This is a genomic window from Flavobacterium sp. MMLR14_040 (assembly GCF_033657265.1).
GTDB lineage: Bacteria > Bacteroidota > Bacteroidia > Flavobacteriales > Flavobacteriaceae > Flavobacterium.
In genome coordinates this window covers 114374-135430 of sequence record NZ_JAWVWO010000011.1, presented here as the reverse complement: position 1 = coordinate 135430, position 21057 = coordinate 114374, and the positions used below count along the sequence as shown (strand labels likewise).

Sequence of the window (21057 nt, the reverse complement as noted above, 5' to 3'; positions counted from 1 at the left end):
ATTATATTCTTTTTAAAACTATTTTCTCTGTTTCTTTTGCAATCATTGCTTTGTAATATTCTTTTAGCATTTCATACTTATCAGTTCCTACAATAGCTTCATTAATCTGATGTGCAACAACCAATTGCAAAGAATTTCCGCTTATTGCAATATTATATTTGAAAGTACCTAAATTATCCTCCATTGTCATTAATGCCGGCGCCGGCAGACTCTCTACTGAAAAACCTTCGGGAATTTGAATGGTAATATTATACTTGTCTGCAAATGGAAAACCAAAATCAACCGGATATTCTCTAACTTCCTGCTTAAAAGGATTTTTTTCATTTGTAAAAAATAACATCGGATTAATATAGATTTTACCTCCAATTTGCTCGCATAAATTATTTCCTGTAAAAGAATAGGTTTCCACAATTGGCAATAAAATTTCTTTTTCGTTTGTTCTGGAATATTCGCTTATTTCTATTTTATTATTTTCGTTCTCCAGTTTTTCCAGATATTCTTCTTCTTTCAAACCAGAAATATTATCCCTCGTTATCATTGCATTATACTCTGTGCATTGTCTTCTGGTTTTTCCGGTAATTTTACCTTCGCTGTCAATACTATAATTAATAAAAACATTATCACCTGATGGCTTTCTGGGCATTAAATCAACATCTTCTGATGTTCCGTCTTTTCTAATTAGTCTTCCCTGCCAGTTTAGTGTTCTTAATGGCAAGATATTAGGTGTTGAGAATTTATCGGTTGCGTCCAGTAAAATATTTCCATTTGGAGTTTCGACTGCAGCAATGACATAATTAAAAGCTGTTCTGTTTGGGAATAAAGGAATCCCGTTTGAACGTGTGCTTACCAAAACCGGATTTGCCGTTAACCCCGCATAACGCAACATTGCCGTAAGCATTAAATTGATATCACCAACATTTCCTGATTTTTCTTTGTATGCTTTTCGAACACCATTATCGCAATCATAACTGTAATAATTATTCCATTTTACAGTTGATTTTACATGATTTAGGATTGCCAAAATCTTTTCCTCGTCAGAATTTTTATTGACTAAAAGAGCTTTTACATCATCTTCAAAATAACCTGTTTTATTTAGCTCAGGTCCAAAAGTCTCGTAATCATAAATTGTTTTTACTACCGAATTCCAATCAGTCGAAAAAGGCTTTAAGGGTTCATTTGGAAATTGTACCATTGCTAATTCATGCTGAATACTTGATGTATAGTTATCAATGTTATTTACAAAAGCCTCATCTTTCATCGCAGGGAAATTCTCCCCAACATATGTAGTTTTTGTTTCTATATAATCAATTTTATCCTGAGAAAATTCTGTTCTTGTACCTGCTCCAAATCCATTTCCAATTCTTTCTTTAGAAGTTATAAGTATGGATTTACTGTTTTTCTCAACAGTCATTCTAGGAAAAACATATCCCTTTTGTCTTGCATTAAAAGTATAATATTCTGGAACAAAAGTTACAAATTCAGAATAATTGACCGGAATACTGGTTTGAAAATCCCATTCTCTAATCATTCTGGCGGGACTTCTAATGGTATATCTAAATTCGATAATTGAACCTTCTTTTACATTAGGCATTGTTATCTTTTTTTGTCCGCTAAATTTATTGCGGATTTCATCAAATATTCCTTCGCTCTTTAATTTTGTTTTCTCGATTTTGCCATCTACTAAATTATAAGTAATCGCATCACTAAAAGAAACTTTCTCTGATAAATTAGTAGTATTATAATACCAAACTTTATGAGTAACCCAGCTGTAACCTTCTTTTTTATAGATTTTAATTCTGGTCTCAACATCAGTTACTGTAACAAACCCATCGTTTTGATTGTACTCTATTCTTGAACTTCCTTTTTTATATAATATCGCTGCTGCAGCTGCTGTATCTTTTGGATGAATTTTTTCCTGCAATTCTGCAACAGAGACTTTTCCTAATTTAAATTCCTGCGCATTTACATTTGAAATCAATAACAAAAGAATTGAAATACAAAAAGGTTTAATAAGTTTCATATTATGGTTGGTTTAGTTATTTCAGATACTTGATTAGTTCCTGGTTAAAATAATTTTGGAATTATCGTTTCTGGATACTTGTTCCATAAAAAGGCGATATTCATCATATTCTTTATTCGAATATTTTCCCTTATTTAAAAACATAGAACGCTTGTAAACAAGTTTGTTATTTTCTTTTTTGATAATTTCGGTTTTGTATTCACCGAATTTCCCTTTCAATTCATAGTTTGCAGGCAAAAATTCAATCGTAAAACCATTTGGTAAATTGATTTCTATTTCATCAGAATCTAAATATCCACGTTGAATTTGAAATGGATTTTTTCTGTTTCGAATTCGTTTAATGTTATTTGCATTTTGATTAAATGCATCAACCGGAAAAATTAATTTGCTGGCAGCAAGTACACCATAATTTATAGCACTTAACTGAATGTTTTCTGTAAATCGAATATTCTCTTTATCGTTAGCAAAAACTATTTTCTCAAGTTTTAAATTATTGATATTGCCCCAATATTCTTTATAATGTTTTTCTTTTTCTGTAGGTTGCAAATGTTCTATTCTTGATTTTGTACTGTATTGTGATCCCTCTGAAATGATAGACAATGATCCTGAAAAATTTCCATTTTCATCAATCGTATAATTGCCCTTATCAATTTGTGTATTGCCTTTATCGGTATAAATATTCGTCCGAACAATTTCTCCTCCTTCGGGTTTGATCACCAAAACATCTCTGTCATCTGTAAAAGTTCCCTGATATCCAAAAGGATCGTCCTGACTTGTGCATTCCAGCCATGTATAATGATTTCCGTTTGGGATACACAAAATCATGTGATTTCCCTGCATGGCAACAAAATCGGCTTCAATATTGGTTTTATAACGATCTCCATATAAAACTGTATTATACGAAGGAACATCAACAGCTTGCAAAAGTGCTTTGGTATAGTTCGTTAAAGCTTTGCAATCGCCATAACCTAATCGGTCGACATCTGTAGCCAACATAGGTTTCCAACCTCCAATTCCAACCTGGATACTAACATAACGGGATTTTTTTTGTACAAAATCATAAACTAATTTTGCTTTTTTAATCGGATCTTTTTCATCTCCAACAACAGCTTTAATTTTTGCTTTTGTTTCTTCAGTCAAATCTGTTGTTCCGGATAATATTTTTTCAGAATACCATTTTCCAAAATCAGTCCAGTTTGCGGCTGTTCCGTCAACACCTTCGAGGTGAAAACGCTCTAAACCCATCATTACTTTAGGAAATAAATCTCTGTAAGACGGACTGTAATCTTCTTGTTTTTGAGCCAAAATATTGCTGGCAGTATAGGAAAGTTGTGTATCGGTATCTGTTATTTTTTTTATATTAAATCCTGAAAACTGAATTTCTTTCTTTTTGAATCCTAAATCTGATGAATAAGTAACATTTAAAACCGCTTTTTCAATGCTTGTATTGAATCCTCCCAAAGGCATCCATTTTGGAATAAAAGCTGTTGAAGAAGTTTGAACTTCACTAGTAAACTCAATTGTAAAAGGATATGAAATTGGCGTATAATCTAAAAAAAGATAACGATTATCAGAAAAAAGCGTGCCCCCGTCAGCAACACTTTGATCTTTGAAATCTTTTCTTCTGATTTTTTTTATTTCCTTGCCTGAAGCATCATAAATTATAGCTTCGATATTTTTGATTGAAGTTGATTTATCATAGAATTCGTAAGCGCTAAGGTCATCAAAACCTTTTTTATTAAAAACCGTCACAACCCAATGGCTTTTGGTATTTAAACTGCGTTGAGACACTATAGTGATATCGGTCTGGTCTAATCGTACTACCGCATCAGCATTTTCTTTAAGGCTGTCTGAAATCGCAGTTATAGGATATTCGCTCTTTTGAGCAGAAGAAATAAGTGTAAAGAGAAGAAAAAATAACGCAAAAACGGGGTTTTTCATCAGTAAGGAATTTCGCCAAATATATATTATTTTTAGAAATCCTTAACATTTGTTTATGATTTTTTACTCTCTGTTTTTGCTATCTATCAAAATAGTAACAGGACCATCATTTAACAAACTAACTTTCATATCCGCGCCAAAAATTCCGGTTTGTATTTTTTTATTGAATTCTTTTTCAAGAGACTGAACAAAATTCTCATACATCGGAATTGCGAATTCTGGTTTTGAAGCTTTTATATACGAAGGACGGTTTCCTTTTTTTGTAGAAGCATGAAGTGTAAACTGACTAACCACAATAATATCCCCATCTATATCCTGAACAGAACAATTCATAACGTCATTTTCATCACCAAAAATTCTCATTTTAATGATTTTCCCAACAAGCCAGTCAATATCTTCCTGAGTGTCGGAATCTTCAATTCCAACTAAAACCAATAATCCTTTTTGAATATCGGCAGTTTTATTTCCTTCCACAGTTACTGAAGCTTGGGAAACTCTTTGAAGAACTATTCTCATATTTTCTAATGATTTGGTTTTGCCACAGATTACACGAATTAAAAGATTTTAAATTCTGACGTTAGATGCACTGCTGTGCATCTCTACAATAAAACTTTGCCGCAATTTGGAATTTCTGTATTGGAATTTACTTTTGGTTTCTCGTTTCATCACTAATTTTACGATCCTCATCATAAGTGTCGGTACGATAATTTTCTTCATCGCCTTCGAGAATCTTCAAATAACTATTATAACGGGACCAAGCGATCTCGTCTCTTTCTAAAGCTGCTTTTATGGCGCAATGCGGTTCTTCTTTATGTAAACAATTGTTAAACTTGCATTGATCTTTCAATCTGAAAAATTCAGGAAAATAACCACTGATTTCTTCTTTTTCCATATCAACAATTCCAAACCCTTTAATTCCGGGCGTATCGATGATTTTGGCATTAAAAGACAAATCATACATTTCAGCAAAAGTAGTTGTATGCTGACCTTGTTTGCTGGCCTCAGAAATAGTTTTGGTTTTAAGATGCAAAGAAGGTTCCATAGCATTTACCAAAGTCGATTTTCCAACACCGGAATGTCCTGAAAACATACTTACTTTACCAATCATCATTTCTTTTAATTCGTCAATACCTTTCATTTCTGTTGAAGAAACACGAAGACATTTGTAACCAATTTGCTGATAAACATATTGCATATACAATTGATCTTCCAGAGTTGGCTCATCAAAAGTATCTATTTTATTAAAAACCAGAATAGTCTCGATATTATAAGCTTCGGCAGTTACCAAAAAACGGTCTATAAAATTGAAAGTAGTTGGCGGATTATTAATCGTAATCAATAAAAAAACACGATCAATATTCGACGCGATAATATGCATTTGATGCGAAAGGTTAACCGATTTACGAACGATGTAATTTTTTCTTTCGTGAATATTAAAAATCGTTCCGGTTACAGCGTCCGAAGTCTCTTCGAGTTCATAATCGACAATGTCGCCTACAGCAATAGGATTTGTACTTTTAATACCTTTCATCCTAAACTTCCCTTTCATACGGCATTCTATAAAATCGCCTTGTTCCGATTTTACGGTGTACCAACTTCCTGTAGATTTATATACGAGTCCTGTCATTATTTAATTTTAGATTGTTGATTTTAGAATTTAGATTCAAACTCTAAATCTTTGCAAAGATAAATGAATAATTTTTACCATATAAGTTATATAAGGGAATATAAACAAGCCTGGATTTCATCTTTACGATTAGTACGTTCATAAAATAATAAAATCTCCAAATTTCACTGAAACATGGAGATTTACTAAAGAATTACAACAAGTGATATAAGAAAACTTAAATTCAATAAAATAAAAAGCTTAAAATACTTATATCACTTATATGGTTTAAAAAATATTATGCGTTGAATATTTTCTCCTGGTGACCAATACTTTCCTGGTGAATTGCTTTGAACATTCTCAAAACAAATTCTTCAGTAAGACCTTTTTTCTCACCTTCTAAAATCATCTTTCCTAAGATTTCGTTCCAACGATTGTTTTGAAGAATTGCAACGTTTGCATCTTTTTTCACCTGACCAATTTCGTCAGCTACTTTCATACGTTTTCCTAAAAGCTCTAATAAGTTAGCATCAAGTACGTCGATGTTTGCTCTTAGTTTAGTCATTTTTTGAGTGTACTGATCTGTAGTATCATCCGTTTTTCTGATAGTCAAATCTTTAATGATTTGTTTCAAAGCATCTGGAGTAACTTGTTGAGCAGCATCAGACCAGGCGTTGTCCGGATCGTAGTGCGTTTCGATAATCATACCATCGTAATTCAAATCTAAAGCTTCTTGTGTTACTTCAAAAATCATTTTACGATCTCCTGTAATGTGAGATGGATCGATGATTAAAGGTAAATCAGGAAATTTATTTTGCAATTCGATAGCAATCTGCCATTCAGGGATATTTCTGTATTTTGTTTTTTCGTAAGTAGAAAAACCTCTGTGAATAACTCCTAATTTCTCAATTCCAGCCATGTGTAAACGCTCAACACCACCTAACCATAAAGCCAAATCCGGGTTTACAGGGTTTTTAACCAAAACGATTTTATCAGTTCCTTTTAATGTGTCAGCAATTTCCTGAACTGCAAAAGGGTTTGCAGTTGTACGTGCACCAACCCATAAAACGTCAATATCATGTTCTAAAGCCAGTTTACAGTGCGCTGCAGTTGCAACTTCAGTACCCATTAATAAACCAGTTTCTTTTTTAGCTTTTTGCAACCATTTTAAACCAATTTCTCCAACACCTTCAAATCCTCCCGGACGCGTTCTTGGTTTCCAGATTCCTGCTCTGAATACACTAACTTTTGAATCTTTCAATTCATGAGCAATTTTCAATACTTGATCTTCTGTTTCTGCACTACATGGTCCTGCTATCACAAGTGGGTGATTTAAATTGAAATCTTCTAACCACTTTCTCATTTCTTTCTTATTTTCCATCTTAATTCTAATTTACTTTTTAGTTGTTGTTAATCCGTTTAGTATTTCTTTTATTTTATTTGTGCTTTCCATTTCTTCAAAAATGGCGTTGTAATTTTCTTCTTTCAGCAAATCCCTAAACCGACTGAGATTTGAGATATATTCTTCCAATGTTTCAATAACATGTTCTTTGTTTTGCTTAAAAATTGGTGTCCACATTGCGGGAGAACTTTTTGCTAAACGAACAGTACTTTCAAATCCACTTCCCGCCATATCAAAAATATCCTGTTCGTCTTTTTCTTTGTTCATTACTGTTTTCCCGAGCATAAACGAACTAATGTGCGACAAATGCGAAACGTAAGCAATGTGTTTATCGTGCGAAATCGGATCCATATATCGAATTCTCATTCCTATTTCTGCAAAAAGCTTCAAAGCCTTTTCCTGCAATTTAAAAGTGGTTTTTTCTACTTCGCAAATAATATTTGTCTTTCCTTGAAACAAACCTTTTATCGCTGCCGAAGGTCCAGAAAATTCCGTTCCCGCAATTGGATGCGTTGCGATAAAATTTCTTCTTTTCGGATGACTTGCCACTGCTTCACAAATTGGTTTTTTAGTTGATCCCACTTCAAAAACAATCGTTTTATCTCCAACCAAATCCAGAACTTTAGGTAGAACAGTCAGCGCCACATCAACCGGAACTGAAACAATAACAAAATCGGCTTCAGCCAAATCTTCAAAACTTCCTGCTTTCTCAATAACACCCAAATCAATTGCTTCCTGCAAGTGTTTTTCGTTATTATCTATTCCAAAAATAGTTGCGTTTGGATGCTTTTCTTTGATGTCCAGCACCATCGAACCGCCTATTAACCCTATTCCTATTACGTATACTTTCATATTTATTTTTATTAGAAGCTGATTCCTGCTATCCGCTGTATCTTTTGTGGTGAACCCCACCACAAAAGGATGCCGCTTCTATCAGGGCTAGAGCTTCTTGTTTTCATAAGAGCTTTACATCTCCTGCAAGGTTTCCAAAACCTTGTAGGTCTAAATAATTAAGACCTTCAAACTCATACCTACAAGGTTTTGGAAACCTTGCAGGAAATCCTAATACTAAAATCGATCTATCGCTTCTTGCACTTTTTCTTCTTTTACACATAACGAGAATCTTATATATCCTTCACCATTACTTCCGAAGATTGTTCCCGGCGTTATGAAAATGTGTTTCTCATATAATATTTCGTCAATGAACTTTTCTGCTGATTCGATTCCTTCCGGTAATTTCGCCCAAACAAAAAGCCCAACTCCTTCTTTATAAACTTTGCAACCTAGTTTTTCTGCTAGTTTTTCTGTCAATTCACGACGACGTCTGTAAATCTTGTTTTGATCTTCGAACCATGATTTATCGCAATTTAAAGCAGCAATTGCTCCTTTCTGAATTCCGTAATACATGCCGCTGTCCATATTGCTTTTTACTTTTAAGACTGCATCGATAATTTCAGGATTTCCTAAAACCATTCCTACTCTCCAGCCCGCCATGTTGAACGTTTTACTAAGAGAGTTTAATTCTAAAGCCACATCTTTCGCACCTTCAATCTGCAATAAACTCATCGGATTATCATTCAAAACAAAACTATACGGATTATCATTAACCAATAATATGTTGTGTTTTTTAGCAAAAGCAACCAATTTTTCAAATAACGCTAAACTTCCTCTCGCTCCTGTAGGCATGTGCGGATATCCCAGCCACATAATTTTTACTTTCGAAAGATCTAATTTTTCTAAAGCTTCAAAATCCGGTTCCCAGGCATTTGCCTCTTTCAAATCATAATAAACCGGAACTGCTCCCACTAAATTCGTTACCGAAGTATACGTTGGATAACCTGGATTCGGAATTAAAACATGATCGCCTTCATTTAAAAAGGCTAACGAAATATGCATAATTCCTTCTTTTGAACCCATCAAAGGCAAAATTTCGTTATTCGGATTTAATTCAACACCAAATTGATTCTGATAAAAATCTGCCATCCCTTTTCTCAATTCCGGTAATCCCTGATAGCTTTGATAACCATGTCCGTTTTCATCCTGAATTGCTGCGGCAACCGCTTCAATTACTGCTTTCGACGGACTCAAATCAGGGCTTCCAATTCCCATATTGATGATAGATTTTCCTTCAGACTGCAGTTGTCGAACTTCTCTTAATTTTGATGAGAAGTAGTATTCTTCAACTGTATCTAATCTTTTTGCTGTTGTAATCATTTTTTTTTTGCTTTACGCTTTAAGCTGTAAGCTTTAGGCTCTTTTTTAACTTCTATCTTTTCACTAATAACTTCTAACCGATATAAGGCTTAGTGTCTTTATATTCTCCTAATACTTTGAAATATTCTGCCATTATGTTTAGTAATGATTTTGCTTTTGCGTAATCTTCGTAACTTTCAAATGTCACATCTACGAAAAACGAATATTTCCACGGAGTTTCAATTTTTGGAAGCGACTGAATTTTTGTCAAATTCAGTTTGCAGTCGCTCATTACATTCAAAACCGCTGCAAGACTTCCTCTTTTGTGATCTAATTCAAATTTGATAGAAGCTCTGTTGATTTCGTTTTCAGGCAAAAATGAATTCTGTTTTTTGATAATCACAAAACGAGTCATATTGTTTTTGATCGTTTGTATTTCCGGCGCGATGATTTCTAAATCATACATTTCAGAAGCTACTTTACTTCCTATAGCTGCAATTCCGGTTAATTGTTTTTCCTGGATTCTTCTTGCCGTTTCGGCCGTATCTTTATCTTCAACCAATTTGATATTTGGATATTGTTTCAGGAAATCCATGCATTGCAATAATGCCATTGGGTGCGAATGAACTTCTTTTATATCTTCGATCTTCTGACCTTTTAATGTCATTAAATTTTGGTGGATACTTAAATAATGTTCTCCAATTATGTGTAAATTATTCTTGTCAATCAAAGCATAATTCGGAATAATTGGCCCTGCAATAGAATTTTCAATCGCCATAACCGCCTGATCAGATTTTCCTGAAAGCAGACTGTCAATTAATTCCTCAAAAGACAAACATTCATCAATAGCCACATTTTCAGAGAAATACTCTTTCACAACCTGATGATGAAAAGAACCTTTTATACCTTGTATTGCAATTTTAGTTGTCATATATTCAAAAAAAAATCCTGATTTGCATCAGGATTGTATATTAGTTTTATTTGTATTTTATATTTTTCAAATAACCATAGCACAATCCTCACTTCTACTAAAGAAGAAATAAAAAGAGTTGCTAAAATAAAAACGGTTATTAGACATTTTGTTTGTGTTTTTCAATAAATTCTCTGCGAATGTATAAATTATTTTCACTGCACCAAAAAAAATATTGCATTTTATGAAACAAAAGAGGATTTCTTAACAAATTTATCAAGTTTTGTATGATAATGTAAAAAAAGCAGCTTAAAATGTGGCTTTGAGAAGAGGTTCTAAGATTCTGAGTCGCTAAGATGCTAAGTTTTTTCCCCACGAATTCACGAATTAATACAAAACAATTGAGTGTAAAATTAAATTTCCCAAATTACAAAATAAAAAATTCGTGAATTCGTGGCTATTTTTTGCACCTAAAATAACCCTGAAATCGGTTTATTCCTAATCCCAATTTTAGAATAATCGAAATTCATTTTTTCTTTTAATAAAGAAGCATACACACTTCTGAAATCAATTTGATGTTTTAAATCGCCATTGTTATCTAGTTCTACTAAATTTGGATTATCCCCTAAAACTCTTCCTTTATTATTTCCTCCAATTATGAACATTGGCGCAGCTGTTCCGTGATCTGTTCCGTTACCGTTGTCTTTTACACGTCTTCCAAATTCTGAAAACACCACAACTGTTACATTCTGAAGCAATTGAGCCTGTTTTAAATCCTGATAAAAACTATATAAAGCATCATTTAATTCTGTCAATTTTCTTTCATGAATAGAAAGCTGATTATCGTGCGTATCAAATCCGTTAAGCGATGTATAATAAACTTTCGAATTCAGATTCCCTTTCACCAATCGCGCAATCCATTCCAGATTTTTAGACAATCCTGTTTTAGGATAACTAATTTCGGTTTTCGATTGTTTTAGGGCTTTTTGAATACCATCTGATCCTTGTATAACTGAGTTGGCAATTTTTCGAACAAAATCCAATTGCGGATTGTTTGATAATTTTTCATTTTCTTTATTTGATTTTACCTTAAAACTATCTGGATCTTTTACCGTGATCGAATTAGGTTCCATTCCTTTTAATGCCAGATTATCTATCGAATCCAGGTTGATTCCTGCAGTTGGCTGATGATCGTGACATTGCAAATCTAAATATCTGCCTAACCAGCCTTCGTTTATATACTTATTAGAATCAACAGCTGTCTGCCAAATTTCCTGACTGCGGAAATGCGAACGATTAGGTGATGGATAGCCCACATTCTGGATTACTGTTAAATCTCCGTTTTGTTGCATTTGAGCAAAATCTTTTAATGCAGGATGAAAGGCCATCCCTTTATTTTTACCAACAACTACTTCTTTATTTAGGGCAATTTTGGTCCTGAAATCATAATACAGAGGATCTTCATATGGAATAAAAGTATTCAATCCATCGTTTCCTCCATTAAGCTGAATAAAAACAAGACATTGTTCACCAATGACCAAATTGTCCTGCGTTCCAAAAGCATGCAAAAAACTTGGAAGCACCAACATACCGCCGGTAAAAGTTCCTGTTAACGTTAAAAAATTTCTTCTGTTCATAATGATAGATTTTTAAATCAACTGATATTCCGGCAGCTTAGTGATATAATTAAACACACGAATTACTGCATCATTGGCATTAGGATTTTTAGGGTCAAAATCATATTTGAGTAAATTTTCCATATCTTTTTGCATCGAATCATTGACAGTAAACAGTAATCTATTAGACAATTCAGCAATAATTGTTTTGTTATTTCCCTCAGAATCAAAATCTATTCTAGCTTCTACTTTCTCAGACTCCTTTTTTTTGTCCTGATTTTCCTCAATCATTGTATTTGCAGCTTTTTTTGAAACATTTTGTCTCTTACAAAGCAAATCTGAAGTATTGTTTCGTTGCAAATATATCTGCGAAGTAAGCCATGAATTCCCACCGTCCCAGCCCTTTACATTAATTTGACTGTAGAAATCCATTCCTTGCTTTCTTAAAAATGCAATTATCATTGTTTCATTATAATCTTTCACATTTAATTCATCAATGAGTTGAATAATATAAATGAGGGGATCCTTGATTTTATTTCCTGAAATATTTTTCGCATATTCTTCAGTAAAGATTATAGTAAGAAGAGGTTCGATTTCAAAGTTCACTTTTCTAAAATAATCGCCATAATAACGCACCGATTCTTCTGATGGGTTATCGTATAGAAACCATTTTAGAATTTTTCGTGTAATTAGATATGGTATATTTTTTTGTTCGAAAATAATATCAACTAAATCATCTGCTTTCCAGTTTCCTGTTCTTCCAAAATAGGTTTTATTACTATCATCTTCTAAATTCTTTTTGTAAACCGCACCATCATCACCATAATTTAATCCTGCCAAAGCTCTCGCGCCGTTTTTAATATCTTCTTCTGTGTAGTTGCCGATTCCAATTGTGAATAGTTCCAGCAATTCTCGACTTAAGTTTTCGTTATATTTACCTTTTTTATTATCGATATTATCCAGATATTTAACCATTGCATTCGATTTCACAATTTTTTTTGTTATTTCCTTGAAATTCCCAAAAGCATTCTCCCGTAAAATCATGTTGTGCTGATAAATCCAGTAAGTGGTTGTTATCTTACTAGAACTCACCACAAAGTGGTTGTGCCAAAAGCAAACCATTTTTTCCCGCAATGGAAATTCATCATTTTCCATTTTTTCAAACCACCATTTTTTTAATTCACCTATAGAATTAGTCACTTTTTTTTGAATTTTCATTCTTTCTTCAGGATCTAATTTTTTTAAGTACTGTGTGTATTCTTTTAATTCGATTAATGTTTTGGGACTATCTTCTAAAAAAGCAGGAAGTTGTGTATCAACTTTTGAGTCATAAGATTTCTTTAGAAATTTTTCTAATCCAAATTTTTCAATTTCATCGGCTTGCTTGCCGGAAAAACCCAATCGTAGCGACCAAAGATTACTTTTTTTCATAATTCAGGAATTATTACAATAAGACTTAATTTTTCTATAAAGGTTTAATCTTTAGATTCTAAGATGTTGAGGCACTAAGATTCTAAGTCTGAAATATGTTGTTGGTATTAATAAAACGGGGATTTTTTGGAGATATTGCTCATTATATGTTGAAACAATTATAATCATTATAATCATTATAATCATTATAATATACTATTGAAAACGTGGGCAGTATTAAAAAGAGCTACTTATGGAGGTTTTTTCTTTCCGCAGAATTTACAAAAATGAAATCTTTAATCAATAATAAGAAATTCATCGACAAAGTTTTTTCTTTCATCGATATATAAAATGTAATGACCTATATGTTTTTGTTCATTCTGATGTTTCAATTCTAATTTTATTTCAACACAAGGAATTGGAATAAATTGATGATCAATTACTATAGAAATCGATCTTGGAACAATAAAATATTCTTCTAAATATTCTTTATCAATCTTATTGTAATACTCAATAGCTAGACTGTAGAGCTCTTCTTTGTTTTTAATAACACTTTTATGTAAATCCATTTATTATTTTAAAATCCTACAATTTACGCCAAATCTATCTGCGGCCTTTAAAAATTATTGAGCTACATTTTCATCTTCGATTTCTAGAATTATGATCTGATCTTCTAAAAGCATATCAGCATTTGTTTTAGACTCCAATAAAGACAAACCAAGCTTTTCATATTGCAATTTAGTTAGAGACACCATCTGTAATCCTTCTCGCCAACTTTCCATTATTACTTTTGCCATAAATATTTTGTTTTATTTTCCCCTAGCCCCGATTGAAGTGGAAATCCTTTTTTTATTTTTTCTTTAAAAAATAAAAAAGATTGAAACGGAAAGCGGGAAATGGCTCCTAAAAAAAACAAAAGCAGCTATCATTACAATAACTGCTTTTATAATTCTAAAAATCTAAAATCTCAGATCGAAAATCTAAAATTATTAAGACCCACACATTTCACAATCCTCAGGATCTGCCGCTTGAGCTTTCAAAAGCATCGCTTTATAATCTTCAACGTTGATTTCTTCAGTTGCTGCAACTAGAGTTGGAACTTCCTCTTTTTTATCGTTGTTTAATGTGAATTTAATAGCATCTACTGCTGATTTAGTTCTCAAGTAATACATTCCTGTTTTTAAACCAGATTGCCAAGCGTAAAAGTGCATTGACGTAAGTTTAGAATAGTTTGCATCTTGCATGAACAAATTCAACGATTGCGATTGATCAATGAAATAACCTCTCTGACGTGACATATCGATAATATCTTTCATCGACATTTCCCAAACTGTTTTGTATAGCTCTTTTAAGTCTTGTGGAATCACATCAATATTTTGAACTGATCCATTATGACGCATGATTTCTTGTTTCAAAGTCTCATTCCATAAACCTCTTTCTACTAAATCATGAAGCAAGTGCTTGTTTACTACAATGAATTCTCCAGACAATACACGACGTGTGTAAATGTTTGATGTATATGGTTCGAAAGCTTCGTTGTTTCCTAAAATTTGTGAAGTTGAAGCTGTTGGCATCGGCGCAACCAATAATGAGTTACGAACTCCATGCTCCATTACTTCTTTTCTTAATGAAGCCCAGTCCCAACGACCAGATAATTCTTCATCTTTCATTCCCCACATATTATATTGGAATTCTCCTTTAGACATTGGAGATCCTTCAAATGTAGAATATGGACCTTCTTCTTTTGCCATTTCCATAGAAGCGGTTACGGCTGCGAAGTATAATGTTTCGAAAATTTCCTGGTTCAAAGCTTTAGCTTCATCACTTGTAAACGGCATACGCAACATGATAAAAGCATCTGCCAAACCTTGCACTCCCAATCCAACCGGACGGTGACGCAAGTTAGAGTTTTCAGCTTCTTTTACCGGGTAATAGTTTCTGTCGATTACTTTGTTCAGGTTACGAGTTACACGTTTTGTAACGTTGTAAAGCGCCTGGTGATCAAATTTTCCGTTTTCAATAAACATTGGCAACGAAATAGAAGCTAAGTTACAAACTGCAATTTCATCTTTAGAAGTGTACTCCATAATCTCTGTACACAAGTTAGACGAACGAATTGTTCCTAAATTCTTGTGGTTCGACTTACGGTTTGCAGCATCTTTGTACAACATATAAGGCGTTCCTGTTTCGATTTGCGATTCAAGGATTTTCTCCCATAATTCACGTGCACGAATCGTTTTTCTACCTTTTCCTCTAAATTCATAATCCAAATACATGGCTTCGAATTCTTCTCCGTAAACATCATATAATCCAGGACATTCGTTCGGACACATTAAAGTCCAAGATGCATCTTCCTGTACACGTTTCATGAATAAATCTGATGTCCACATGGCGAAGAATAAATCTCTTGCACGCATTTCTTCTTTTCCTGTATTTTTCTTTAAATCCAAAAATTCGAAAATATCAGCATGCCATGTTTCGATATAAATCGCAAAACTACCTTTACGTTTTCCACCACCTTGGTCTACATAACGAGCCGTATCGTTGAAAACTCTCAACATTGGCACAATTCCGTTTGATGTTCCGTTTGTACCACGAATATAAGATCCGGTTGCACGAACGTTATGAATAGAAAGACCAATTCCTCCAGCTGACTGAGAGATTTTAGCCGTTTGTTTCAAAGTGTCATAAATACCATCAATACTATCATCCTGCATTGCCAAAAGGAAACAAGAAGACATTTGTGGTTTTGGAGTTCCCGCATTAAACAACGTTGGTGTTGCATGCGTAAAGAACTTTTTAGACATTAAATCGTAGGTTTCTATTACTGATTTTAAATCGTCTAAGTGAATACCAACCGAAACACGCATCAACATATGTTGTGGTCTTTCGACGATTTTTCCGTTAATTTTTAACAAATACGAACGCTCTAAAGTTTTAAATCCGAAGTAATCGTAATTAAAATCTCTTGTATAAATGATATGAGAATCAAGGAAAGCAGAGTTTTCCTGAATCACTTTAAATACTTCATCCGAAAGTAGCGGTGCTTCCTGACCGTTTCTTGGATTTACGTAATTGTACATATCTTTCATCGTTTCTGAAAACGACTTTTTTGTATTCGAATGTAGGTTTGAAATCGCCACACGAGCTGCCAATTGTGCATAATCAGGATGCGCAATAGTCATAGATGCCGCCGTTTCTGCTGCAAGATTATCAAGTTCAGATGTAGAAACTCCGTCATACAATCCTTCGATAACTCTCATGGCTACCTTAACAGGATCTACGAGTTCATTTAACCCGTAACACAATTTTTTGATTCTTTCTGTAATCTTATCAAACATTACGGGCTCTTTGTGGCCATCTCTTTTTACTACATACATAAGCTTACTTTTTTTAGTTTATTGAAAAAATGAAAGTCACTAGAAAACGAATTCCGGGACTTAAACATTGTGTGTTTTTACATTATTTTTTGAGAATTACGGCATTCTCAATAGCCACCCTATTCCAATCTGAAATCAGACCGAAAATGCGTTGAAAATTATTGAATCTTCGATTTGGGAAAAGAGATTCTAAAATGTTTTTGTTATAAAATTGTAATCGTTATCAGTGTTTATTTGGGGAAAACACTAAAATATTTTTTGTTGTCTAAAAATCTGCATCGAATGAAATTTTCTGAGCATCACTATCTGTGTTCATCACACCAGATTTTTGATATTCTGCAACACGTTTTTCAAAGAAATTAGTTTTTCCCTGAAGAGAAATCATATCCATGAAATCAAACGGATTCGCTGATCCATAAACACGTTCACAACCTAATTCTACTAATAATCTGTCAGCAACAAATTCTAAGTATTGTGTCATTAAAGCTGCATTCATACCAATTAAACTTACCGGAAGAGATTCTGTTACAAACTCTCTTTCAATATCTAAAGCATCAACGATGATTTCTTTAATTCTGTCTTTTGGAACTTTGTTAATCAAATGATGATTGTGAAGGTGAACTGCAAAATCACAATGTACGCCTTCGTCACGAGAAATCAACTCGTTAGAAAAAGTTAAACCTGGCATTAAACCACGTTTTTTCAACCAGTAAATAGAACAGAAAGCTCCAGAAAAGAAAATACCTTCAACCGCAGCAAATGCAATTAGTCTTTCAGCAAACGAATCAGATTCAATCCATTTTAAAGCCCAGTCTGCTTTTTTTCTGATAGCTGGAAAAACTTCCAAAGCATTAAATAATTCTGCTTTTTCCGCTTCATCTTTCACGTAAGTGTCAATCAATAAAGAATACGTTTCACTGTGAATGTTTTCCATCATGATTTGAAATCCGTAGAAAAACTTCGCTTCAGCATATTGAACTTCGTTTACAAAGTTCTCAGCAAGGTTTTCATTTACAATTCCGTCTGATGCTGCAAAAAACGCAAGGATGTGTTTAATGAAATATCTTTCATCATCATTAAGCTTGTTATTCCAGTCCGTCAAATCCTGATGCAAATCGATTTCCTCTGCAGTCCAAAAACTAGCTTCCATTTTCTTATACCATTCCCAAATATCATGATGTTTGATAGGAAAAATAACGAAACGGTTCTTGTTTTCTTGTAAAATTGGTTCGACTTGCGACATGGCTTTTATGTTTAATTTTTTTACTGATTTTTTGCTTTTTCAGAGTAGTACAAAGATTGTCATTTATCGCTAAAAATGAAAGCCAAACTTATTCACAATTTGACGTAGTTTTTAACAACGGCAAAAAAGTAGTCTATTTTTCAGACAATATTTAAAATATTGAAAATGAGTATTTTAAAATCATCTATTTCACCTTAAGTGCCGTAAAATATAGACTTTTTACAATAAAAAGCAAGAAATTTTTAATTGTTTTTAAAAGTTTTTTTAGAGTTAAAACTTTAATTCATTGAGTTAAAAAATACCGTATAAAAAGCGTATTTTTTACAGTTATTTTTTTAAGAATTTTTAAGTTCCTGAGCTACTTTTTCAAGCTCCATATACCAATCTTCGCCAAAGCGACGAATCAGGGCTTCTTTTACAAACTTATAAACCGGAACTTCCAATTCTTTACCCAAAGAACAGGCATCATCGCAAATATCCCATTTGTCATAATTAACCGCAGCAAATTCTGTGAAGTCTTTTACACGAATTGGATACAAATGACACGAAACTGGTTTTTTCCAGTCAACTATTCCCTGATTATAGGCTTGCTCGATTCCACAAAGTGCAGTTTTTCCATCGAAAATTACGTAAGCACAATCTTTTTCGTCTATTAAAGGTGTTTCAAGCTCGCCGTCGGTTCCTTTTACCCAGGTTCCCTGCGCTTCGATTGCTGCAATTCCTTCTTTACGTAAAAAAGGTTTTACTTTAGGATAAATCTCTTCCATTATTTTGGTTTCAGCTTCGCTTAAAGGCGCTCCGGCATCTCCATCAACACAGCAGGCTCCTTTACAAGCCGACAAGTTGCACACAAATTCTTTTTCAAGAATATCTTCTGAAATAATGGTTTTACCTAATTGAAACATGATATTGAAATACTGAAATTTATAAAATGCAAAGATAGTCAAAGAAAACAGATAAAATACGTTCAAATTTTATTACAGTGCCCGGTAAGGTTTTACCACAAAGTTTTTTCACAGCGTTTCGCAAAGTTTAATTTTATCAGGAACGCATTTTTTAAGTTTACAAAGATTTGAGATTTTACTTTCGTAAATCTAATAAAGACTTTGTGTGACTCTATGAAAATCTTTGTGAATCCCTGTGGGAAAGTTATCAATTGTTACAAATATCACTTTTTTAACCAATAAAACGTGTTTTTATAACAAAAATACATCATGTCGAAAAAACACCTACCTTTATTATCTACCTTTGCAAAAATTTTAAACGCTTAAAACCAAAGTAATATGTTAGAAATTGACTTCAAAGAAATTGTTACTGTTAGCATGGTGCTTTTTGCTGTAATTGATATTGTGGGCTCTATTCCGATTATTGTGAATTTAAGAGCAAAGGTTGGTCATATTGAATCTGAAAAAGCCACTATCGTTGCAGGAACTATTATGATTGTTTTTCTTTTTGTTGGAGAAGGCTTTCTTAATCTAATAGGTATCGATGTACATTCATTTGCTGTCGCAGGTTCTTTTGTCTTATTTTTTCTTGCTTTAGAAATGATTTTAGGACTTAGAATTTTTCGCGACGAAGAACCCGGATCTGCTTCTATCGTTCCTTTGGCTTTTCCGTTAATTGCAGGAGCCGGAACAATGACTACTTTATTATCACTTCGATCTCAATTTCATACCATTAATATTGTAATTGCTATTTTGCTAAATATAATCCTGGTTTATATCGTTTTAAAATCGTCTAAAAAAATTGAAGATTTATTAGGAGAAAACGGACTTGGCGTAGTTCGCAAGGCATTTGGAGTGATACTTTTAGCGATTGCTGTTAAATTATTCGCTGCTAATGTTAAAGGTTTGTTCGTCTAACATTTATTTTTATAAATTTACCCCCATTAAAATTTCTAAATACAACTTTAAGACAATTTTACGTCAAAAGGTTTTACTTATTATTTTAGACAAACAAAATAGCCATATGAAAATTTTCACTTCCATATTAGTACTTTTAGCTTTAGCTTTAATCGTTTTCAACATTACATTGTTAGACTTTAAAAATCCTTTTCAGGGAGATAGTGCCGTTGCTTTTATTGGAATAGCAGCTTCTTTTTGTGCCGTTTTAATTCTTTTGATTTTTAGAATTTCAAAAAGAATTGAAGAAAAAATGAACGGTAGATAATATGTTTGATATTTTAATTATTGGCGGAGGCGTTTCTGGCATGTCCTGTGCTCTCGTATTAGGTTCTGCCAAAAACAAAGCTTTTGTTGCCGATAAAAAAATCGGGATTTTTACACACCAAAAAAATTCTTCTTTGCAGGAAGCAATTTTCTACAATGCTTACGGAATTACGCCAGGCAAATTAGGATCTGATTTACTTATAGAAAGCACACAGGATTTGGCTCTGACTTATCCTCATATTACTCAGATTGCAAATGAGAAAGTAATTAAAGTTGAGGGATCTTTTCCTGAATTTACTGTAATTACAAATAAAAACTCATACAAGACTAAAAATATCGTAATCGGAATTGGTTCTGCCAATACTTTTGATATCGAAGGTTTAATGCAATATATTGAACCACACAAAAAAGCTTTACCCGAAAAACAACGTATTCAGCTAAAAAACGACGATCATAAAGTCGCTGATGGCATTTATGTTATTGGAACTCTTGCAGGCTGGAGAAGTCAACTGGCTATTGCCGCAGGAAGTGGCGCCGCTGTTGCAACCGATATTCTGACTTTCTGGAATAACGGAGTACAAACTCACGCTCACGATAGCATTCGGTAAGAAAAATTAACCATATAAGTTATATAAGTTCATATAAAATACTTTGCGCATAGATTATATGAACTTATATAACTTATATGGTTAAAAAATAAATTTATGTTATTATTTCACTGAAACAATCTCTTGTACTTTCATGTGTTTTTCGTCGTCAGTTTTCCAGATTTCTCCTTTTAATGAAACCTCATCTCCTATTTTAACTTGCTTGTAGTTTTGAGGCCCGCCGACATTTACAATGCTGATTGTCGCGAAATAAACTTCTTTTGTATCAGTTATAACTTTTGCTGTGTAACCATCCTTTCCTGATTCTATTGATTCTACTTTTCCTGAAATGGCCTTGTTCGTATCTTTCATAGCTGTACAAGAAATTACAAATGCCATTAAAATTAATAATGCACTTATGCTTTTTAAATTTTTCATATTTTGTTTTGTGTGTATTTAACCGCAACGAACACTAAGATTTACGCAAGGTTCACTAAAGTTTTATTTTGAATTTATAGATACAAAGTTCGCAAAGTTGGAACGAGTAACGTTACATTATATTTTAAAAAATTATTATTATT

At 33.1% G+C, this 21057-nt stretch carries 19 protein-coding genes; 3 read left to right on the top strand and 16 right to left on the bottom strand.

Features of this window, described 5'->3' with window-relative positions; translation table 11 throughout:
- Nucleotide 1: 1 nt before the first annotated feature.
- The 15 genes from SD960_RS15600 to SD960_RS15530 form a co-directional block, all read right to left on the bottom strand.
- Nucleotides 2-2020, bottom strand: a complete 2019-nt coding sequence (locus SD960_RS15600; protein WP_318804562.1) for a DUF3857 domain-containing protein — start codon at nucleotides 2018-2020, stop codon at nucleotides 2-4.
- Nucleotides 2021-2053: 33 nt separating this feature from the next.
- Nucleotides 2054-3961, bottom strand: a complete 1908-nt coding sequence (locus SD960_RS15595; protein ID WP_318804560.1) for a DUF3857 domain-containing protein — start codon at nucleotides 3959-3961, stop codon at nucleotides 2054-2056.
- Between the two features lie 63 nt (nucleotides 3962-4024).
- Complete coding sequence (gene dtd, locus SD960_RS15590; protein WP_318804558.1) at nucleotides 4025-4477, bottom strand: D-aminoacyl-tRNA deacylase; 453 nt, start codon at nucleotides 4475-4477, stop codon at nucleotides 4025-4027.
- Nucleotides 4478-4604: 127 nt separating this feature from the next.
- Complete coding sequence (rsgA, locus tag SD960_RS15585) at nucleotides 4605-5588, bottom strand: ribosome small subunit-dependent GTPase A (protein WP_074660950.1); 984 nt, start codon at nucleotides 5586-5588, stop codon at nucleotides 4605-4607.
- Between the two features lie 277 nt (nucleotides 5589-5865).
- The gene (locus tag SD960_RS15580; RefSeq protein WP_115847983.1) at nucleotides 5866-6948 is read right to left on the bottom strand and encodes a bifunctional 3-deoxy-7-phosphoheptulonate synthase/chorismate mutase type II; all 1083 of its coding nucleotides are present in this window, start codon (nucleotides 6946-6948) and stop codon (nucleotides 5866-5868) included.
- Nucleotides 6949-6960: 12 nt separating this feature from the next.
- Nucleotides 6961-7821 carry a prephenate dehydrogenase gene (locus SD960_RS15575; protein WP_042563667.1) on the bottom strand — a complete coding sequence of 287 codons (861 nt, stop codon included), beginning with the start codon at nucleotides 7819-7821 and terminating at the stop codon, nucleotides 6961-6963.
- 216 nt (nucleotides 7822-8037) lie between these two features.
- Nucleotides 8038-9183: a pyridoxal phosphate-dependent aminotransferase gene (locus SD960_RS15570; RefSeq protein WP_073397780.1), complete on the bottom strand. Its 1146-nt coding sequence runs from the start codon at nucleotides 9181-9183 to the stop codon at nucleotides 8038-8040.
- Nucleotides 9184-9256: 73 nt separating this feature from the next.
- The gene (locus SD960_RS15565) at nucleotides 9257-10093 is read right to left on the bottom strand and encodes a prephenate dehydratase (protein WP_318804554.1); all 837 of its coding nucleotides are present in this window, start codon (nucleotides 10091-10093) and stop codon (nucleotides 9257-9259) included.
- 449 nt (nucleotides 10094-10542) lie between these two features.
- Entirely contained in the window at nucleotides 10543-11709 is a 1167-nt protein-coding gene (locus tag SD960_RS15560; protein ID WP_318804553.1) for a DUF1501 domain-containing protein, read from the bottom strand.
- Between the two features lie 12 nt (nucleotides 11710-11721).
- Nucleotides 11722-13119, bottom strand: a complete 1398-nt coding sequence (locus SD960_RS15555) for a DUF1800 domain-containing protein (RefSeq protein WP_318804552.1) — start codon at nucleotides 13117-13119, stop codon at nucleotides 11722-11724.
- Nucleotides 13120-13394: 275 nt separating this feature from the next.
- Nucleotides 13395-13667 (bottom strand): hypothetical protein, encoded by a 273-nt coding sequence (locus SD960_RS15550; protein WP_318804551.1) that lies wholly within the window; start codon nucleotides 13665-13667, stop codon nucleotides 13395-13397.
- A 54-nt stretch (nucleotides 13668-13721) separates the two neighbouring features.
- Nucleotides 13722-13895, bottom strand: a complete 174-nt coding sequence (locus tag SD960_RS15545; protein ID WP_318804549.1) for a hypothetical protein — start codon at nucleotides 13893-13895, stop codon at nucleotides 13722-13724.
- 192 nt (nucleotides 13896-14087) lie between these two features.
- Nucleotides 14088-16478 (bottom strand): ribonucleoside-diphosphate reductase subunit alpha, encoded by a 2391-nt coding sequence (locus SD960_RS15540; protein WP_318804547.1) that lies wholly within the window; start codon nucleotides 16476-16478, stop codon nucleotides 14088-14090.
- A gap of 265 nt (nucleotides 16479-16743) precedes the next feature.
- Nucleotides 16744-17721 (bottom strand): ribonucleotide-diphosphate reductase subunit beta, encoded by a 978-nt coding sequence (locus SD960_RS15535; protein ID WP_318804545.1) that lies wholly within the window; start codon nucleotides 17719-17721, stop codon nucleotides 16744-16746.
- A gap of 335 nt (nucleotides 17722-18056) precedes the next feature.
- Nucleotides 18057-18626, bottom strand: coding sequence for a DUF3109 family protein (locus SD960_RS15530; protein ID WP_318804543.1), 570 nt, complete (start codon nucleotides 18624-18626; stop codon nucleotides 18057-18059).
- A 378-nt stretch (nucleotides 18627-19004) separates the two neighbouring features.
- On the opposite strand from SD960_RS15530, the gene SD960_RS15525 reads away from it, so the two are divergent.
- The 3 genes from SD960_RS15525 (at nucleotide 19005) to SD960_RS15515 (ending at nucleotide 20497) form a co-directional block, all read left to right on the top strand.
- On the top strand, nucleotides 19005-19583 hold the full coding sequence (locus tag SD960_RS15525) for a MarC family protein (protein ID WP_318804541.1): 579 nt from the start codon (nucleotides 19005-19007) through the stop codon (nucleotides 19581-19583).
- Nucleotides 19584-19689: 106 nt separating this feature from the next.
- Nucleotides 19690-19890: a hypothetical protein gene (locus SD960_RS15520; protein WP_042563701.1), complete on the top strand. Its 201-nt coding sequence runs from the start codon at nucleotides 19690-19692 to the stop codon at nucleotides 19888-19890.
- A gap of 1 nt (nucleotide 19891) precedes the next feature.
- Nucleotides 19892-20497: an FAD-dependent oxidoreductase gene (locus tag SD960_RS15515; RefSeq protein WP_318804539.1), complete on the top strand. Its 606-nt coding sequence runs from the start codon at nucleotides 19892-19894 to the stop codon at nucleotides 20495-20497.
- A gap of 102 nt (nucleotides 20498-20599) precedes the next feature.
- Here SD960_RS15515 and SD960_RS15510 read toward each other — a convergent pair whose 3' ends face one another.
- Nucleotides 20600-20875, bottom strand: coding sequence for a hypothetical protein (locus SD960_RS15510; protein WP_318804537.1), 276 nt, complete (start codon nucleotides 20873-20875; stop codon nucleotides 20600-20602).
- Between the last annotated feature and the right edge of the window lie 182 nt (nucleotides 20876-21057).

Bases quoted from the DNA above. Each gene is read 5' to 3' on its own strand.
- rsgA (WP_074660950.1), bottom strand. From the start codon at position 5,588: ATGACAGGACTCGTATATAAATCTACAGGAAGTTGGTACACCGTAAAA.
- SD960_RS15510 (WP_318804537.1), bottom strand. From the start codon at position 20,875: ATGGCATTTGTAATTTCTTGTACAGCTATGAAAGATACGAACAAGGCC.
- SD960_RS15520 (WP_042563701.1), top strand. From the start codon at position 19,690: ATGAAAATTTTCACTTCCATATTAGTACTTTTAGCTTTAGCTTTAATC.
- dtd (WP_318804558.1), bottom strand. From the start codon at position 4,477: ATGAGAATAGTTCTTCAAAGAGTTTCCCAAGCTTCAGTAACTGTGGAA.
- SD960_RS15545 (WP_318804549.1), bottom strand. From the start codon at position 13,895: ATGGCAAAAGTAATAATGGAAAGTTGGCGAGAAGGATTACAGATGGTG.
- SD960_RS15580 (WP_115847983.1), bottom strand. From the start codon at position 6,948: ATGGAAAATAAGAAAGAAATGAGAAAGTGGTTAGAAGATTTCAATTTA.
- SD960_RS15535 (WP_318804545.1), bottom strand. From the start codon at position 17,721: ATGTCGCAAGTCGAACCAATTTTACAAGAAAACAAGAACCGTTTCGTT.
- SD960_RS15565 (WP_318804554.1), bottom strand. From the start codon at position 10,093: ATGACAACTAAAATTGCAATACAAGGTATAAAAGGTTCTTTTCATCAT.
- SD960_RS15550 (WP_318804551.1), bottom strand. From the start codon at position 13,667: ATGGATTTACATAAAAGTGTTATTAAAAACAAAGAAGAGCTCTACAGT.
- SD960_RS15595 (WP_318804560.1), bottom strand. From the start codon at position 3,961: ATGAAAAACCCCGTTTTTGCGTTATTTTTTCTTCTCTTTACACTTATT.
- SD960_RS15575 (WP_042563667.1), bottom strand. From the start codon at position 7,821: ATGAAAGTATACGTAATAGGAATAGGGTTAATAGGCGGTTCGATGGTG.
- SD960_RS15540 (WP_318804547.1), bottom strand. From the start codon at position 16,478: ATGTATGTAGTAAAAAGAGATGGCCACAAAGAGCCCGTAATGTTTGAT.
- SD960_RS15600 (WP_318804562.1), bottom strand. From the start codon at position 2,020: ATGAAACTTATTAAACCTTTTTGTATTTCAATTCTTTTGTTATTGATT.
- SD960_RS15515 (WP_318804539.1), top strand. From the start codon at position 19,892: ATGTTTGATATTTTAATTATTGGCGGAGGCGTTTCTGGCATGTCCTGT.
- SD960_RS15570 (WP_073397780.1), bottom strand. From the start codon at position 9,183: ATGATTACAACAGCAAAAAGATTAGATACAGTTGAAGAATACTACTTC.
- SD960_RS15560 (WP_318804553.1), bottom strand. From the start codon at position 11,709: ATGAACAGAAGAAATTTTTTAACGTTAACAGGAACTTTTACCGGCGGT.
- SD960_RS15525 (WP_318804541.1), top strand. From the start codon at position 19,005: ATGTTAGAAATTGACTTCAAAGAAATTGTTACTGTTAGCATGGTGCTT.
- SD960_RS15555 (WP_318804552.1), bottom strand. From the start codon at position 13,119: ATGAAAAAAAGTAATCTTTGGTCGCTACGATTGGGTTTTTCCGGCAAG.
- SD960_RS15530 (WP_318804543.1), bottom strand. From the start codon at position 18,626: ATGTTTCAATTAGGTAAAACCATTATTTCAGAAGATATTCTTGAAAAA.